Annotated in this window: 15 protein-coding genes; 5 read left to right on the top strand and 10 right to left on the bottom strand. The window is 65.4% G+C overall.

Translation table 11 applies throughout. The features are described from left to right. Window positions 1-31: 31 nt before the first annotated feature. The 5 genes from H9532_RS05830 to H9532_RS05810 are packed head-to-tail and all read right to left on the bottom strand — an operon-like array spanning window position 32 to window position 3,431. On the bottom strand, window positions 32-520 hold the full coding sequence (locus H9532_RS05830; RefSeq protein ID WP_296366357.1) for a tRNA (cytidine(34)-2'-O)-methyltransferase: 489 nt from the start codon (window positions 518-520) through the stop codon (window positions 32-34). Beyond that, window positions 520-1,143 (bottom strand): bifunctional adenosylcobinamide kinase/adenosylcobinamide-phosphate guanylyltransferase, encoded by a 624-nt coding sequence (locus H9532_RS05825; protein WP_296366355.1) that lies wholly within the window; start codon window positions 1,141-1,143, stop codon window positions 520-522. The genes H9532_RS05830 and H9532_RS05825 overlap by 1 nt, the downstream gene beginning before the upstream one ends. After that, the gene (gene pxcA, locus H9532_RS05820) at window positions 1,133-2,272 is read right to left on the bottom strand and encodes a proton extrusion protein PcxA (protein WP_296366353.1); all 1,140 of its coding nucleotides are present in this window, start codon (window positions 2,270-2,272) and stop codon (window positions 1,133-1,135) included. The genes H9532_RS05825 and pxcA overlap by 11 nt, the downstream gene beginning before the upstream one ends. 7 nt (window positions 2,273-2,279) lie before the next feature. Next, on the bottom strand, window positions 2,280-2,963 hold the full coding sequence (locus H9532_RS05815; RefSeq protein ID WP_296366351.1) for a TPM domain-containing protein: 684 nt from the start codon (window positions 2,961-2,963) through the stop codon (window positions 2,280-2,282). 33 nt (window positions 2,964-2,996) lie between these two features. Continuing rightward, window positions 2,997-3,431, bottom strand: coding sequence for a hypothetical protein (locus tag H9532_RS05810; protein WP_296366349.1), 435 nt, complete (start codon window positions 3,429-3,431; stop codon window positions 2,997-2,999). A gap of 117 nt (window positions 3,432-3,548) precedes the next feature. Here H9532_RS05810 and H9532_RS05805 point away from each other — a divergent pair, with 117 nt between their 5' ends. Continuing rightward, window positions 3,549-4,211, top strand: coding sequence for a cofactor assembly of complex C subunit B (locus tag H9532_RS05805; RefSeq protein WP_296366346.1), 663 nt, complete (start codon window positions 3,549-3,551; stop codon window positions 4,209-4,211). Here the strand turns inward: H9532_RS05805 and lptC are convergent. Then, window positions 4,144-5,316: an LPS export ABC transporter periplasmic protein LptC gene (gene lptC / locus H9532_RS05800; protein ID WP_296366344.1), complete on the bottom strand. Its 1,173-nt coding sequence runs from the start codon at window positions 5,314-5,316 to the stop codon at window positions 4,144-4,146. The genes H9532_RS05805 and lptC overlap by 68 nt on opposite strands. Window positions 5,317-5,326: 10 nt before the next feature. Continuing rightward, the gene (gene metG / locus H9532_RS05795; protein WP_296366342.1) at window positions 5,327-6,895 is read right to left on the bottom strand and encodes a methionine--tRNA ligase; all 1,569 of its coding nucleotides are present in this window, start codon (window positions 6,893-6,895) and stop codon (window positions 5,327-5,329) included. A gap of 78 nt (window positions 6,896-6,973) precedes the next feature. On the opposite strand from metG, the gene H9532_RS05790 reads away from it, so the two are divergent. From H9532_RS05790 to H9532_RS05780, 3 genes are all read left to right on the top strand, one after another. Then, complete coding sequence (locus H9532_RS05790) at window positions 6,974-8,779, top strand: FAD-dependent oxidoreductase (RefSeq protein WP_296366340.1); 1,806 nt, start codon at window positions 6,974-6,976, stop codon at window positions 8,777-8,779. Window positions 8,780-9,007: 228 nt separating this feature from the next. Further along, a complete protein-coding gene (locus tag H9532_RS05785; protein WP_296366337.1) occupies window positions 9,008-9,271 on the top strand; it encodes a type II toxin-antitoxin system prevent-host-death family antitoxin in 264 nt (87 codons plus the stop codon). A 4-nt stretch (window positions 9,272-9,275) separates the two neighbouring features. Continuing rightward, entirely contained in the window at window positions 9,276-9,701 is a 426-nt protein-coding gene (locus tag H9532_RS05780; RefSeq protein ID WP_296366335.1) for a type II toxin-antitoxin system VapC family toxin, read from the top strand. A gap of 298 nt (window positions 9,702-9,999) precedes the next feature. Here H9532_RS05780 and H9532_RS05775 read toward each other — a convergent pair whose 3' ends face one another. From H9532_RS05775 to rpmG, 3 genes are all read right to left on the bottom strand, one after another. Then, window positions 10,000-11,958, bottom strand: a complete 1,959-nt coding sequence (locus H9532_RS05775) for a ribonuclease catalytic domain-containing protein (RefSeq protein ID WP_296366666.1) — start codon at window positions 11,956-11,958, stop codon at window positions 10,000-10,002. An 85-nt stretch (window positions 11,959-12,043) separates the two neighbouring features. Next, on the bottom strand, window positions 12,044-12,265 hold the full coding sequence (rpsR, locus tag H9532_RS05770) for a 30S ribosomal protein S18 (protein WP_010308434.1): 222 nt from the start codon (window positions 12,263-12,265) through the stop codon (window positions 12,044-12,046). Between the two features lie 65 nt (window positions 12,266-12,330). Then, window positions 12,331-12,525: a 50S ribosomal protein L33 gene (rpmG, locus tag H9532_RS05765; RefSeq protein WP_296366328.1), complete on the bottom strand. Its 195-nt coding sequence runs from the start codon at window positions 12,523-12,525 to the stop codon at window positions 12,331-12,333. 117 nt (window positions 12,526-12,642) lie between these two features. Here rpmG and pheT point away from each other — a divergent pair, with 117 nt between their 5' ends. Further along, a complete protein-coding gene (gene pheT / locus H9532_RS05760) occupies window positions 12,643-15,105 on the top strand; it encodes a phenylalanine--tRNA ligase subunit beta (protein WP_296366324.1) in 2,463 nt (820 codons plus the stop codon). Window position 15,106: the final 1 nt, after the last annotated feature.

Genomic DNA, 15,106 nt, shown 5'->3' with positions numbered 1-15,106 from the left:
AAAGCCCGTGCTACGAGGCGATCTCGGCGTTTCAGGCTGATCCCTTGGCCGTCAGCTCCAGCTGACGGATCGCCTCGAACAGCACCACCCCTGCGGCGGTCGCCAGGTTGAGGCTGCGCACGCCGCCACCGTGTTCGATCGCTCCAGGCATCGGAATCGCGAGGCAGGCATCCGCCTCGGCCACCACCTCAGGGGGCAAGCCGCTGGTCTCGCGCCCGAACAACAACCAATCGTCGCTTTGGTAGCGGAGCTGCGTGTAGGGCTGGCTGCCATGCCGGCTCAAGGCCAACAGCCGGCCTCCCCGCCGCTGCTGCTGCTCGCGAAAGGCGCTCCAATCGGCATGGCGATGGAGATCCACCCAGGGCCAGTAATCCAGGCCGGCGCGTTTCAGGGTGCGGTCGCTGATCTCAAAGCCGAGGGGCTCAATCAGGTGCAGCTCCGTGCAGGTGGCGGCGCAGGTCCGCGCCACATTGCCCGTGTTGGGCGGGATTTCAGGCTGAAACAGCACCAGGCGTGGCATCAGTGGCTCTGCGGTACGGGGTGCCCCAAGTGGCTCAGATTGAGTGCGCGCCCTGCCACCACGAGCCAGGCGGTGTGGCAGTGCTGCATCAGGGTTTGCTGGAGAGCTCCAAGTCGATCGCGGAACAAGCCGCCGATGGCTGTGGCTGGCACGACGCCCCAGCCGGTTTCTTCGACCACCAGGAGCACCGGTCCCAACTGCTGCGCGAGCGCCTCCAGCAGTTGATCACAGCGGTTCTCCCACTGCGGCGTCGATTCCTCGAGATGCCAGGCCACCCAGGTGCCAAGCGAATCAATCAGGAGCAGGGAGGGAACGGACTCCGCCCCAGGGTCGGGCGTGAAGCCTGGGGCACGGGCGAGCAGATCCTCCACAAGCCCGCCGCCCACCTCGCGGCAGCACCAGTGCTGCGGGCGCCTGCGCTGATGGGCCACCACCCGCTCAGTCCAGCTCGGATCGCTTCCAGCGGCTGGCCCCGTCGCCAGATACTCCACAGCACCGGGCCAAGCCTGCGCCAGGTGTTCCGCCCAACCGCTCTTGCCCCCGCGGCTGGGCCCGCTGATCAGGATCAGGCCGCGTTGGGGCAGGGGCTCACTGGGCCGAACATCAGCGGGCTCAACCACCATCCATGCCGCGCAGGGTGGCGACGGCGGAGGGAGACACGCGGTTGAGGTAGCGGAAGATCCAGTACTTGAAGATCGTGGCGAGCACCACCGGGAAGGTGGCGATGAACAACAGGATGAAGTTCTCCTCCGCTGGCAAGCCCAGGTGGTGGGCAATGCCATCCAGCAGCACGGTCCAACCCTCCGGGCTGTGGAAGCCCACAAAGATGTCGGTGAAGAGGATGATTGCGAAGGCTTTGGCGCTGTCGCTCAACCCGTACACCGCTTCATCGAGGAAGCCCCGCAGCACCTGCAGATCACGCCGTCCAAGCACACACACCAACGTGAAACCGACCAGGGCTGCCAGATCGGCCAATACGTTTTTCGTGGCTTCAAGGCTTTCGTCGTCCGCGTCCTGCTTGAGCTGATTAGCGCGGGCCATCAGCGCCGTTTGGATTTCCTCCGGCGAAGGAGGGGCTTTGCCCTCCAGCAGGGCTTCAAATTCGAGTTCCTGCTGATAGATCCGCAGCTTGTTCACCGCCTTTTCCTGCAGGTGCGGCTTCGTGTAGCTGAGGAAGGGAATCTCAGGTGCAAAGCGATCCAGCACCGGTGAGATCACCAGCGTTCGGCTGGTCTGCTGCACGATCAACGGCACCAGGATCATCAGCAGGAAGATCCGCAGCGACACCAGCGTGGAGCTGCGGCGACGGCGAAACCCCTCCAGCAGGGCCGTTTCCGCCTCAGGGTCCAATTGCCGGCGCACGCCGTCGAACACACCGAGCAGGCTGCGGGGCAGCAACTCAGGCGTGCGCGAGAGGCTGGGGGCACCGCTGCGGCGCTGGTAGCGGGCCGCCACCGACTGGATCAGTTGCAGCTGGCGCAGCTCCTGGCTGTCGAGCTCACCGCGGTGGCTCTGCAGGGTGGGCAGGATCTCCTGGCACACCTCAAGTGCAGCGCGAAAGCGGCGCAACATCTGGGCCTGGGCCTGCTTGGGAATGCTCAGGGGCAATTCCGGGCGGACCGGGCGGTCGTTGTAGTACTCGAGCTCGAGGCTTTGAATCAGCAGTGCGGCCTCATAGGCCCGCTCCAGATTCAGGCTCAGATCACTGTTGCTGGCGCGATCAAACGCACCCATCCAGTCGGTCAACCCCATGGCTGGTTCAGCGGGAGAAGACCCACCAAGTGATCATCGGCACCAGTGTGCCAACCACCAGCAGCACGACAACCCAAAGGAACGCATTGCTCGACTGCGTTTCCTCACGGGTGGGAATGTTGGTTTCGATCGGCATGCGCTCCACCAGTTGCGGCGGGCCGGGATCCTCTCCGCCGTTGAGCACAACAGCCAGACGATCCAGAGCATCGACACTGGCCTGGCGGTAGCGGGCTCCCTCGCGCAGGGGCAGACCCATGGTGCTGATTGCTGTGCTCGAGAGCAGTTCGCTGGGCAGCTGGCCCTCGAGATCGGAGGAGGCCACCACGGCGGCACTGTTGTTCTGCGACTCGATCAACAGCAGCAACAGGGAGCGATCAGGTTCGCCCGCGCTCCAGCGCTCCACGAGCTGCTCACCCAGGGCATCGAGGCTCAGGCCGTAATCCAGGCGGCGCAGCGTCAGCAGTCGGGCATCCACGTGATCGCCGCCGAACTCCTGCAACCGTCGATCCAGCTCAGTGTCCGCAGCGCGGCTGAGCAGGTCGGCCTGATCGAGCACGTGGCTGGCTGGTGGCTGGGGCGGGAAGTCGGCAACGCCGGTGGCCCAGGCCGCTGCTGGAAGTGCAAGAGCGGCCAACAGCAGCGCTGCACTGAGCAGTGCTGCCGACAGACGCGCGCGAATCACGTGCCCCACGGATGCAGTCGGATGGTTCGCCACAGTCTGCCGTCAGCCTGCCAGGCTGTCGCGGTTGAGGATGGCCACCACATCAACAATCACGCGGGCGCGCTCGCTGTCCACCGCCAGAGCCTGGCTGAGGGTGGCGAGGAAGGTTTGCTCAGCCGAGGATTCCACGTGATCGGCCTGGGTGAGGGCCGCTGCCACAGCCAGGGCCGTTTCCGCGGCCTCAGGCGGCAATAGAGGTGCCGCCATGGTCACCAGGGCCTGCCAACCCTGTTCACGCAAAAGCCGCAACAGGCGATCGAGCAGCTCGCCCATCGCCTGATCACTGAGATGGCAATAGGGCTCTCGAAATTCAAGCTGTTGGCGCAGACTCCTGGCCTCAAGATTCGCCAGCTCGCCATCGCAGGCCACGGCCGCCAGGGCCACGGCGGCAAAGGCCTCAGCTGCGGTGCTGATGGGGGAAGCGCTCAGGTTGACCATCGCTGGTGCCAATCCAGGGGCAATGCCTGCATTGGAACGCCCCCGGCCCTGGCCTGCCAATCGCTTTGTCACCAGTTGTGAGAGGGTGCCACGGCGATCTCTGCCAACTTCGCTGCGATGGGCCTCGCCGCCCGCCTTTGTCTCAGCGCCGGTGTCGCCGGCCTTGCCCTGTGCGTGGTGAACCAGCTCACGGCACCGCAGCTCAGCCCTGCACTGGAGCGGGCGGGAGTGCTGGCCAGCTTCCTGGCGGTGGGGCTGATGTTGGTCTCCATCCTGTGGACGCGAGCGGTTCCCGTGGCGCCGGAGCGTGTGGACCTCGAGGGTGAGCAGGGGTTGCGGCTTGCAGGCGATCTGCCCGAGCCCTTGCGCCAGGAGCTGGCCTGGGGAAGCCAGATGCTGCTCACTGCCACACCGGCTGCCACGGTGCTCCTGCACTGGCAGGGGCGCACGCTGCTGGAGCGTGGCGTGCTCGGGGTTGGTGGGTTTGCACCGGGTGCCATCTGTCAGCGGGCCTGGAGCACTGGCAAGGCGATTGGGCTGGTGAACCTCAAGCTTTACCCCGGCCGGGAAGAATTTCAGGGGCTACCGAGCGGCATCCCCGCAGTGATCGTGCAACCGATCGGCGATCAAGGCGTGTTGCTGCTGGCGGGATGGTCGCCCCGTTGCTTCAGCCGCAGCGATGAAACCTGGCTGGAGGGCTGGAGCCTCAAGCTCAGAAGCGCACTGCAGGAGCTGAACGGGCCTGTGGTTTCGCCACCTTCTGAGCCGGCGGGAGAGTGAACTGGGAGTTCACCTTGGCTCCCGGTGAACTGAACACGGCCGTGCCGTCCTTTCCGATGGAGCCCCGCAGTTCGCTGGATCGGGTGATCTGCTTGTAGGCCTGGCGCCGTAGCACCACATCGCCTTGGGCCTGGAAACGGCCCGTGGGCCAGTTCCACTGACAGCGCTGGGCCGTGAGCTCTTCTCCGGGCTGGCGCAGATTGCAGCCAACCGGGATGAACACGGTGCTGGTGGCGAGATTCACCTTGAACTGCTGACCCTCACCCTGCAGCTTGTTAAAGGCCCCCTGGAACGGTTGATCGCTGCTCAGTTGCTGGTCGTTGATCAGCCAGCGGGTCTGCTGAGCGTTGAGCCATCCCTTGCGCTTGGGATCACGCACCTGAACCGGAGCGATCAGATCGACAAACCCCTCGCGCAGATTGCCGTTGAGGGCAGAGGCGGTGAGGTTGAGCTGGCCGTCCTTGTCGCGGCGCAGGCCGCGCACCTGCTGTGGGGCTTTGAGGTCGCCCTGTTCAGGCTTCCAATCCACCTGGGCCGTCTGCACGCGCAGCGGGGCTGGCTTGGTCTTCGCCTTGGCAGTGCCCTTGGCCTTGGGATCCCACTGCTCGAGCACCGGCGAGCCGCGCAGCTCGATCAGGTCTCGATCGAGGTAGTAGGTGGCCAGCTGGGCGGTGATGCGCGACTGACGATCCAGCGCCGCTGGCTTGCGATCGATCAGCATCAACGACTGCGAGGGAATCCAGCGGGCCTGTTCGCCCGTAATCCGCACAGGGTTTTTGCCAAGCAGGGTGATCACCACAGCGCCTTCGAGCTGGATGGCCTGACCGTCGCCGATCACCGTGGCGCTGCTGGCGCTGATGCTGATGTTGGCCTTGCCGCGTTTGAACACCATCCCGCGGGGTTGCCGGGCTTGGGCCACCTGACGAGTGATGTCATAGCGGGCTTCGGGACTCTTCAGATTCCAGGCGGGCCGCCCCTTGGGATCCTGTTGTTCCAGATCCAACGACTTGAACACAAACGGCTCTGAGGGCGGCGGCACCTTCGGCTTGCTGCTGACGCAGCCGCTGACCAACAGGGCCATGGCAACCCCAGTGAGACGTTTCACGGCAACTGGCTCAAAGGGGCTCGCTGAGTTCAAGGCGGGCCATCACCGGCGAGGGCTCCGGCAGCGGCGCCCCACTCTGCAGTGCACCCCACTCCAGCTGCCTGAGCCAGGTGCCATCGGGCTGAGCTGTAGCCGAGGAATCGGGAACGCTCTGGCCGAGCTGCAAGAGCATCCGTTCACTCAGATCGGGCAAGAGGGGCGCCATCAGCAGGGCGGTGATACGGGCCGCTTCGAGCACGGCGTAAAGGTCATCTGCCACCTGATCCCGGGTGCCCTCCTGCTTCATGCGGCTCCAGGGGGCCTGTTCATTGAGAAAGCCATTGGCAGCAATGGCCAGCTGTAGGGCGGCTTCTGCGGCGCTGCGGAACTCCAGCTGTTCCAGACCGTCCAGCACCACCGTCCGGGCCTGGGCAGCCGCCTGGGCGAGCTGGTGATCACTGCCCATGGCCACCGAGGCCGGCGGCACAGCGTTCTCAAACCATCGCCGCGCCATCGAGCTGGTGCGGTTGAGCATGTTGCCGATGGTGTTGGCCAGGTCGTTGTTCACCAGATCGCTGAAGCGTTGCTGCTGAAAATCCCCGTCGTCACCGAAGGGGATATCGCGCAACAGATACCAGCGCACCGCATCGCGGCCGCAACGCTCGAGCAGTTGCGCGGGATCGAGCACGTTGCCCAGGGATTTGCCCATCTTCTGGCCCTCGCGGGTGAGGAAGCCATGGCCAAACACCTTCGCCGGGAGCGGCAGGCCGGCTGAGAGCAGCATCGCCGGCCAGTACACGGCGTGGAAGCGGAGGATGTCCTTCCCGATCACATGCACCGAGGCCGGCCAGCCGCGGCTGAGGGCCTGATCGAGATCCGGGGCGTCGCCCTCTTCGAGCAGGGCGGTGATGTATCCGAGCAGGGCGTCAAACCACACATAGAACGTGTGGCCTTCATGGCCGGGCACGGGGATACCCCAGGGCAGGTTCACGCGCGAGATCGAAAAATCGCGCAGCCCCTGCTTCACGAAGTTCTCCACCTCATTGCGGCGGCTGGCGGGCTGGATAAAGCCCGGCTGGGCGATCAGCGCCTCGATCTGCTCTTGATAGCGCGACAAGCGGAAGAACAGATTGACCTCATCGCGCCACTCCAGAGGACGCCGGTGGGTGGGGCACTCCGGGTCCTGGGCCTCGTGGGGATCGTCCTTGAACTCCTCGCAGGCCACGCAGTACCAGCCCTGCTGGCGGCCTTCCACGATGTCGCCACTGGCCTCCACCCGCGCGAAGAACTGCTCCACGATCTGGCGGTGGCGCGGGTCGGTCGTGCGGATCAGGCGGTTGTTGCTGATCTGCCAGCGATCCCACAGCTCCCGGTATTGGGCACTCACGCCATCGCAGTGCGCCTGGGGGCTGAGGCCAGCGGCCTCAGCGGTGCGTTGAATCTTCTGCCCGTGCTCATCGCAGCCGGTGATGAACAGCACCCGCTCACCTTTAAGCCGCTGAAACCGCGCCAGGGCATCACAGGCCAGCGTCGTGTAGGCGCTGCCCAGGTGCGGCTTGTCGTTGACGTAATAGAGCGGGGTGGTGAGGGTGTAAGTCATCGGGCGGATCCTACGGATCAGGGCCGTGGCTTTCAGCGCAGTCCTGCGAGGCTCTTTGCACTTGCACTCGCGATGCCGATGACCCCAGCGATCGACGCGGTGGATGTGCTGGTGTGGGGCGGCGGCACCGGTGGCATCGCAGCAGCGATCCAGGCGGCCCGAGGCGGCGCCACCACGCTGCTGCTCACGCCTGGGGCCTGGCTGGGGGGGATGGTGAGCGCTGCGGGGGTCTGCTGCCCCGATGGCAATGAACTCACCCCCTGGCAGACGGGGTTGTGGGGTGCCTTCCTGCGGGAACTGGAGCGGCGTGAACCCGAGGGGCTCGACCACAACTGGGTGAGCTGCTTCGGCTACCGGCCCACCACCGCCGAGGCGATCCTGCAGGACTGGGTGCACGCCGAGCCGAAGCTGCTCTGGTGGCCAGGCTGCCGGCTGGTGGCGGTGGAGCGTCTGGGGTCGCTGATTGCAGCGGTTCGGCTTGAAATCGAGGGTGAACAGCGCCGGGTGCGCTGCCGGGTGGTAATCGATGGCAGCGACCGCGGCGATCTGCTGCCCCTTGCAGAGGCGCCCTTCCGACTGGGCTGGGAGCCTCAGGAGCAATGGGATGAACCGAGTGCACCGAGCCAACACCGTCTCGATAGCGAGGCCTTCTTCCGTGAGCAACCGGTGCAATCGCCCACCTGGGTGGTGATGGGCCAGCTGCAGAGCGATCGGCTGGCGGCCGATCCGGTGCGAGGTATCGACCCAGCCCTCACAACCCCATTGCCAGCGCCCTTCGAGCGAGCCTGTGAAGCATTCGGGTTGGAGCGAACCCTCACCTATGGCCGCCTGCCCGGTGGTCTGGTGATGCTCAACTGGCCCTTGCACGGCAACGATTGGCACTGGGGGCTGGAGCGCGCCTTCGCTGGTGATCCGAGCCAAGAAGCAGCGCTCTATGGCGAGATGCAGGCCCACAGCCTGCGCTTTGCCGAGGTGCTGCAAGAGGCCAGTGGGGGCTGGCTGCAGCTCGGCGAAGCCTTTCCAAAGGAGGCGGGCAGCCCAGCCCCCTGGCTGGCCGCCATGCCCTACTGGCGCGAAGGACGGCGCCTGATCGGTCGCCAAACGGTGATCGAGCAGGACTTGCTGCCGCAAGCCAGTGGGGCGTCCGTGGCAGCCCTGCCGCTCGATGACGCCGGAGAGCTTCAGTCGATCGCGGTGGGTAACTATGCCAACGACCATCACTACCCCGGGCCCGACTGGCCCTTGGCGCCGAAAAGCTGCCGCTGGGGTGGCCGCTGGAGCGGGACTCCGTTCTGCATTCCCTATGGCGCTCTGGTGAGTGAGGCTTTCGACAACCTCCTGGCGGCCGATAAGGCCTTCAGCACGAGCCACATGGCGAACGGTGCCACGCGCCTGCAGCCGTTGATCCTGAACGTTGGGCAGGCGGCAGGAGCGGCGGCGGCGCTGGCGGTGCGTGTGGGCGTACCCCCCGCTCAGCTCGCAGTGCGGGACCTGCAGAACGTTCTAATCGCTGATCCCCTGGCGCCCTCCGCCGTGGCTCCGCTGTGGGACACCCCCTGGCATCACCCTCAGTGGCGTGAGCGGCAGGAAGCTGTGTTGGCCAATCCCCAGCCATTCGAGCAAGGACATGCAGCCGCCGGTTCAGCCGCTCAGGCGTCTATTCCGATCGACCGCCATGAGCAGCTGTGGTCAGGCAGGGTTAAGGCGACTAGCAATGGCGACTACAGCTTCACCAGCAGCTCGGGGGAGGTCTGGCCTGTAATCACGCTGGAACCATCCATGCATGAATGGCTAAGCCAACAGAGTGAGTCCAGACCGGTGGCACTGATCGGCCACGCCAACCCTTGGGGCCCCTGGCTGCGAATCTCGCGTTTAGCGGTGTAGTCCCACCAGGTCATCGGCATGGGCCTCAAAGCCGCTGACGCGCTCTGCCCTCTGCCGCGGCGGTTTGCGGGCCGTGCCTTGCCTTCCACCCTTGGCTACCCAGCTCCTGCATGACGGTATGGCGGCCAGCCACAACCTGAAGCTGCTGCTGCATGTCCTGCAATCCAGCCTATTGTGGTCGCATTGCTGGAGTCGGTGATGTCAGATGTGGTCGCAAGTCGGGTATCGGTGCGAGATCTCAAGACTCATCTCTCCGTCTGGCTGGCCCGCGCCCAGAGCGGCGAAGTGGTGGAAGTCACCTCCCATCGCAAACCGATCGCTCGCATCACGGCCGTGATGCCAGAGGAGCGTGCACCAGACAACCCGCTGCAGAGGGCGATCCATGCGGGGCTGATCAGCTGGAACGGTCAGAAACCCAACCTGCCTCCTCCCGTACCTTTGCGGGGGAAGGGCACCCCGCTCAGCAACATCGTGATGGAGGATCGGGGCTGACCGGATGATCCTCTTCTGCGACACGAGCGCCCTGCTCAAGTTGCTCGTTGCCGAAGCTCAGTCCGAGCAGATGCGTCAGATCAGCAACACGGCCGATGTCATCGGGGTCTGCCGAATTTCATGGGCCGAAGCGATGGCAGCCCTGGCCCGCCGCCAGAGGGAAGACCCAATCAGCAACGACGATCTCGAACAGGCACGGCAGCACCTGATCCAGGCCTGGATATCCTTCGCCATTGTTGAGGTCAGCCAGCCATTGGTGGAGAAGGCTGGTCGCTTTGCCGACGCCTTTGCCCTGCGGGCTTACGACAGCGTGCAGCTCGCCGCTGCTCATGAACTGCAGGTCAACGCTGGCCAGCCTGTGACCTTCGCGTGCTACGACCGGCGACTCAACCAGTCTGCACAGCTTCTTGAGTTGGAGGTTTTGGCGTGAGACACGGCTTGCTGGACGCGGCGGGGGCTCTGGTTGAGGGCAGGCCGTAGTGGCAGGCGCTTGCTCAGATCGTCAAAGGCACGGGGATTGGCGCTGGTGTCGCCGTTGATCACAGGCGCCTCCAGCAGCGTCAGCCTCGTCACCTCCAAACAGGTGAACCACTTCTGCGCGCTAGTCCACAACCCCGTAGCTCTGGGTGTAGCCCTCACAAACGCCAACAGGTCGAGCAGTTCGCCCTCAGAGAACGTCAGGTGGGGCCGGGTTCCAGCAATGTCAGGGGCTATTGCTGAACTGCTGTCTAGCTGGCTGAAGCCACCAGTTTCAGCTGATCTCGCAGCGAATCCACCTGCTGCACCCGCAGCAGCAGCGCTTCACCGGGTTGAGCGTTCTGGGGACATTCAGCCGCCAGGTCCATGGCCAGATCATCGATGCGCACCAGGCCCAGGCGGTCCTGGGGCCGAAGCCAGCGCAGGAAATCGGCACGCCATTGACCACTCTTATGGACCTCAAACCACACCTGCTGCCAATGGCGCTGGTCTTCGCGGGAGATCCCGATCCCTTCGCGCACGGCGCCATCAAAGCCGTTCAGCAGCTCTTGAAGGCCGTCTTCGCTCAGGGGGGTGCTGCCGCTGAGCTGGGCCTGAATCTGGCGTTGCACCACCAGATCGCCATAACGGCGGATCGGTGATGTGGCCTGGGCGTAGGCCGGCAGCCCCAGGCTGAAGTGGGCAGCTGGCTGGGTTCCCATCAACCCCCGGCTGAGGCAGCGCTTGATCGCGGCAAAGCGCACCGCACCATCCGGCAGGGCGTCGAGCTCAGCCTTGGGGGGAAGCTCGGCGGGCAACTGGCTGCGGAAGGGCAGGGCCAGGTTGTGCTCCACCCCAAAGCGAGCCGCGATCGCTCCAGCGAGGATCATCGCTTCAGCCACCATTGCCCGTGATGGGCTCGGCTCACTCACCTCCAGCACCGGTTCGCCATCTCGGCTGCGGATGCGGCCTTCCGGCAGATCCATCAACAACGCTCCCTGGCCAACGCGCCACTGCCGACGGCGGTTGAGCAGCTGATCCACATCCGCCAGATCGGGCTCCTCGGGCGGAGCTAGATCGATCAGATCATCGGCATCGCTGTAGCTCAGCCGGAAGGTGGGCTTCACCCAGCTGCGCACGATGCCGTAGTCAGCGATGTCGCCGTCCGCGTCGAGATCGACCCAGGTGCTCCAGGCAGCACTGCGCACGCCGGCCCGCAGGCTGAAGGGCCCTGTGGTGAGCTCCAACGGGAACATCGGCAGGTTGCCGCTGGCCAGGTAGAGGCTGCTGCCGCGCCGGCGCGCCTCCAGATCGAGTGGTGATTCCGGCTCCACCAGACGGCCCGGGTCAGCCACATGGATCCAGAGCCGCAGGCCACCATCGGCGCGCCGCTCCAGCGCCAGGCCGTCGTCGATGTCACGGGTGTCGTCGTCGTCGATCGTGACGCAACGCTGGCCGGTGAGATCGAGGCGCTCCGCATCGCCGGGGAGCTCCTGCTCATGAAGCGTCAGCAGCCGTGCGGCTTCCTCCTCCAGCTCAGCGCTGAAGCCCAGGCTCCAGGTGGTTCCACCCATCGACACCAGGTGGTGCCGGTCCCATTGGCCTAGATCCACCAGAAGATGGCGGAGATCGCCGCGGTCGTGGCCGAGATGCAGGGCCGTGAGGCTTTGGCGCAGGGCTGGATCCAGCTGCTCGAGCTCAAGCGCACCGGCCGCCAGCTGCTTGAGCGCTTCCAGCCGGCGTTGCTGCTCAGGCGGTAGGGCTTCGGTCTGCACCGGTTGACGGGCGCGCAGCAGCTGTTGCCACTGCTGTTCTCGTTGCTCAGTCAGCTGCTTGAGGCGCCGGTCGCGTCGCAGCGGCTTCAGATCGGCACTGCTTCGGGGCTGGATCTCCCCCTGCTTGAAGCGGAACCAGAGCTGCGGTCCGACTAACTCAAGCCAGCACACCGCCAGCTGCGCTGGCTCGGTTCCACCGCAGACGAGATCGGCAAACTCAGCAAGCGCAGTCGTCTCATCTGATTCCAGAAGCAGGAGCCAGGCTTCGCCCCAAGCGCGACGATTGAGACTGACTTGCCGGAGGCTTTCCGGCCTGAGATTCCAAGGCGAAGCCCCCAACCGCTGCGGTACATCAGCACCGGAGGGCAGGGGGCAAATCAGCTCCAGCTGACGCTGGGGCAAGACGGATTGTTTGGCGTCGAAACCGATCCGCAGGCGAGCTTTGCTGCCTTGGATCGCCTCGACAACCGCGAGCTGGGCTCCGCGGGATTCCTGAACACCGACCAGGTCGCCGGGATGGAACGCCGCGGATGCCAGGAGATCAGCCCTCGGGATTCACGAAGGGCAGCAGAGCCACGATGCGGGCGCGCTTCACCGCATTGGTGAGATCACGCTGCTGCTTGGCGGTGAGACCGGTGAGGCGGCGGGGGAGGATCTTGCCGCGCTCGGTGATGAACTTCTTGAGCAGATCGACATCTTTGTAGTCGATCGGATCACCGGGTTTGATCGGCGAAAGACGCTTCTTGAAGAAGGAGCTGGCCATGAGGGAACGGAGGGGGAGAAAAGCAGAAGGCGCTGACTACACAGCAGACGTTGATGTCGCCGAGATCACTTGATCTCTTTGTGGACCGTCGACTTGTTGCAGTGCGGGCAGAACTTCTTCAGTTCGATCCGTTCAGTGGTGTTGCGGCGGTTCTTCTGGGTGGTGTAACGGGACACACCAGGAGACCGCTTGGCGGGGTTGGACCGGCATTCGGTGCACTCGAGAGTGATCACGATCCGGACGCCCTTGTTCTTAGCCATAAAGGACGTTGCCTCGCTTGGGCGATGCGTGTTGGACAGCGATCAACCATACCGTGTCGCCTGACCTCTCCCTCCAGGCCCGGTCTTTAGAGTCGGCCGATTGCGAACGGTTCTGACATGCGGGTCTCGCTCCAATGGCTGCGGGAGCTGGTGGCCTGTGATCTGCCCGCCGAAGAGCTGGCCGAACGTCTGTCGGTGGCCGGCTTTGAAGTGGAAGAGATCGAGGATCTCGCCGCCCGCGCCGCCGGTGTGGTGGTGGGCCATGTTCAGAACCGGGAACCCCATCCCAATGCCGACAAGCTGAGCGTCTGCACAGTGGAGATCGGCGTTGCCGAGCCGCTGCAGATTGTCTGCGGCGCCAAGAATGTGCGGGCAGGGATTCATGTGGCCGTGGCCACGGTTGGCTCCTATCTACCCGCCGTGGATCTCACGATCAAACCGGCCGAGCTGCGTGGCGTGGCCAGCAGCGGCATGATCTGCTCCCTCTCTGAGCTGGGCCTGGCCGACAGCTCAGATGGGATCGTGATCCTCGATGAGGTCCTGAAGAGTGTGCCTGCGCTGGGTGCGCCGGTGGGGCCTCTGTTCGGGCTCGACGATCAGGTACTGGAACTGGCGATCACGGCCAATCGCCCCGATGGCCTCTCGATGCAGGGCATCGCCCGTGAGGTGGCGGCCCTCAGCGGTGGTGCACTCACCCTGCCCGCCGCAGCACCTGCGATTGAGGCCAAGGCCCTGCCCGTGGATGCGGCGGTGCAGGAACGCATCGAATCCGGTGGTTTGTTCAGTCTCACCGCCTTCAAAGGCCTCAGGGTGGCTCCATCGCCCCAGTGGCTGCAGAGCCGGCTGGAGGGAGCCGGCCTGCGTCCGATCAACAACGTGGTCGACATCACCAATTTGGTGATGCTCGAGTTCGGCCAGCCGCTGCATGCCTTTGATGCCGCAAAACTGGCGGCCCTCAGTGGCGGCCAAGCCGATCCGGCACGGCTTGATCTGCGCAGCGGCCGCCCCGCCGAGGCCTTCAAGGCTCTCGATGCCAGTGAGCACAGCCTCAGCGAGGAAGCCTGGGTGGTGAGTTACGCCGACCAAGCCGTCGCTCTGGCCGGCGTGATCGGTGGCGACAACAGCTGCGTGGATGACTCCACCACCAGCATCTGGCTTGAGGCGGCGATGTTTGCTCCCCAGACCGTGCGCCGCAGCGCCCGCAGCGTGGGGCTTCGCACCGATGCCAGCAGCCGTTTTGAGAAGGGTCTGCCGCGGGAGGTGACACTCACGGCCGCCGATCGAGCCGCGCAGTTGCTGCAGGAACTCTGCGGCGCCGAGCTCGAGGAGCGCTGGTGCCATGAGCGCCAGGAAGCAGCGCGCCCGGCGCTGAGCCTGCGCAGCGACGCGCTGCACAACCTGCTCGGCCCGGTGGTCGATGCCGACGGCCAAGAGGCCGACCTGCCCGACACCGAGATCGAACAGATCCTCAGCGCCCTGGGCTGCAGCCTTAGCCCCGACGACGACGGCTGGCAGGTGCAGGTGCCCCCATCGCGCGCCATGGACCTGCAGCGCGAAGTCGATCTGATTGAAGAAGTGGCTCGCCTGGTGGGCTACGACCGCTTTGCCAGCCACCTGCCCGATCCGATTGAACCCGGTGGCCTCAGCGATGAACAGCAGGCCGAACGGCGTCTGCGCCGGATGCTCGTGGCCGCAGGTTTACAGGAGACCTGCAGCCTTTCGCTCGGCCCCGCGCAGTCGGAGCGTCCCGGAGCGGATCCCGCCAAGCGCGTGGCCCTGGCCAATCCCCTTCTGGCGGATTACAGCCACCTGCGTGACAGCCTCGTCGACGAGTTGCTCCAGGCCGCCCAACGCAACCTGCAGGCCGGGCGCAACGGCTTCTGGGCCTTCGAGCTGGGCAACGTGTTTGATGCCACCGCCAAAGACGGCGGCCAACGGCTGCAGCTGGCTGGCGTGATCTGCGGCGCCCGCCAAGCGGAGCTGTGGAGCAGCAGCGGCAAACCCCGCACCCTGGATTACTTCGAAGCCCGCGGTGTTCTGCAGCAGACCCTCGAGAGCCTCAAGCTGCCGGTGGAGGATCGCCGCCTCAGCGATGAGCCCCTGCTCCATCCCGGCCGCGCGGCCCAAGTGGTTGTCGAGGGCCGGCCTGCCGGCTGGTTCGGCCAAGTGCACCCGGAACTGGCGGAGCGCTACGACCTGCCCGCCGCCACCTACCTCTTCCAGCTGGACGTGCCTCAGTTGCTGGGTGCAGCCACCCGCCGCAACCGCTGGCAGCCGGCCTTCACGGCGTTTGCCACCGTGCCCGCCTCCGAGCGCGATCTGGCCCTTGTGGTGCCCAGCAGCACGGCCAGTGGTCAGTTGTTGCAGGCGATCCGCAAGGCGGGCAAGCCCCTGCTCGAGCAGGCCGAACTGGTCGATCGCTACGAGGGTGAGCAGGTCGCAGCAGGCAGCTGCAGCCAGGCCTTCCGCCTGCGCTACCGCGATCCCAAGCGCACCCTCACCGATGCGGAAGTGGACGGCGCTCACGACAGGATCCGCGCCGCCCTCGAGAAGCAGTTCGGCGCGCAGCTGCGGGCCTGAG

Source organism: Vulcanococcus sp. Clear-D1, from assembly GCF_014654725.1.
GTDB lineage: Bacteria > Cyanobacteriota > Cyanobacteriia > PCC-6307 > Cyanobiaceae > Vulcanococcus.
Note: the sequence above shows the minus strand (reverse complement) of the source record. Positions and strands in the feature narration are given on the sequence as shown.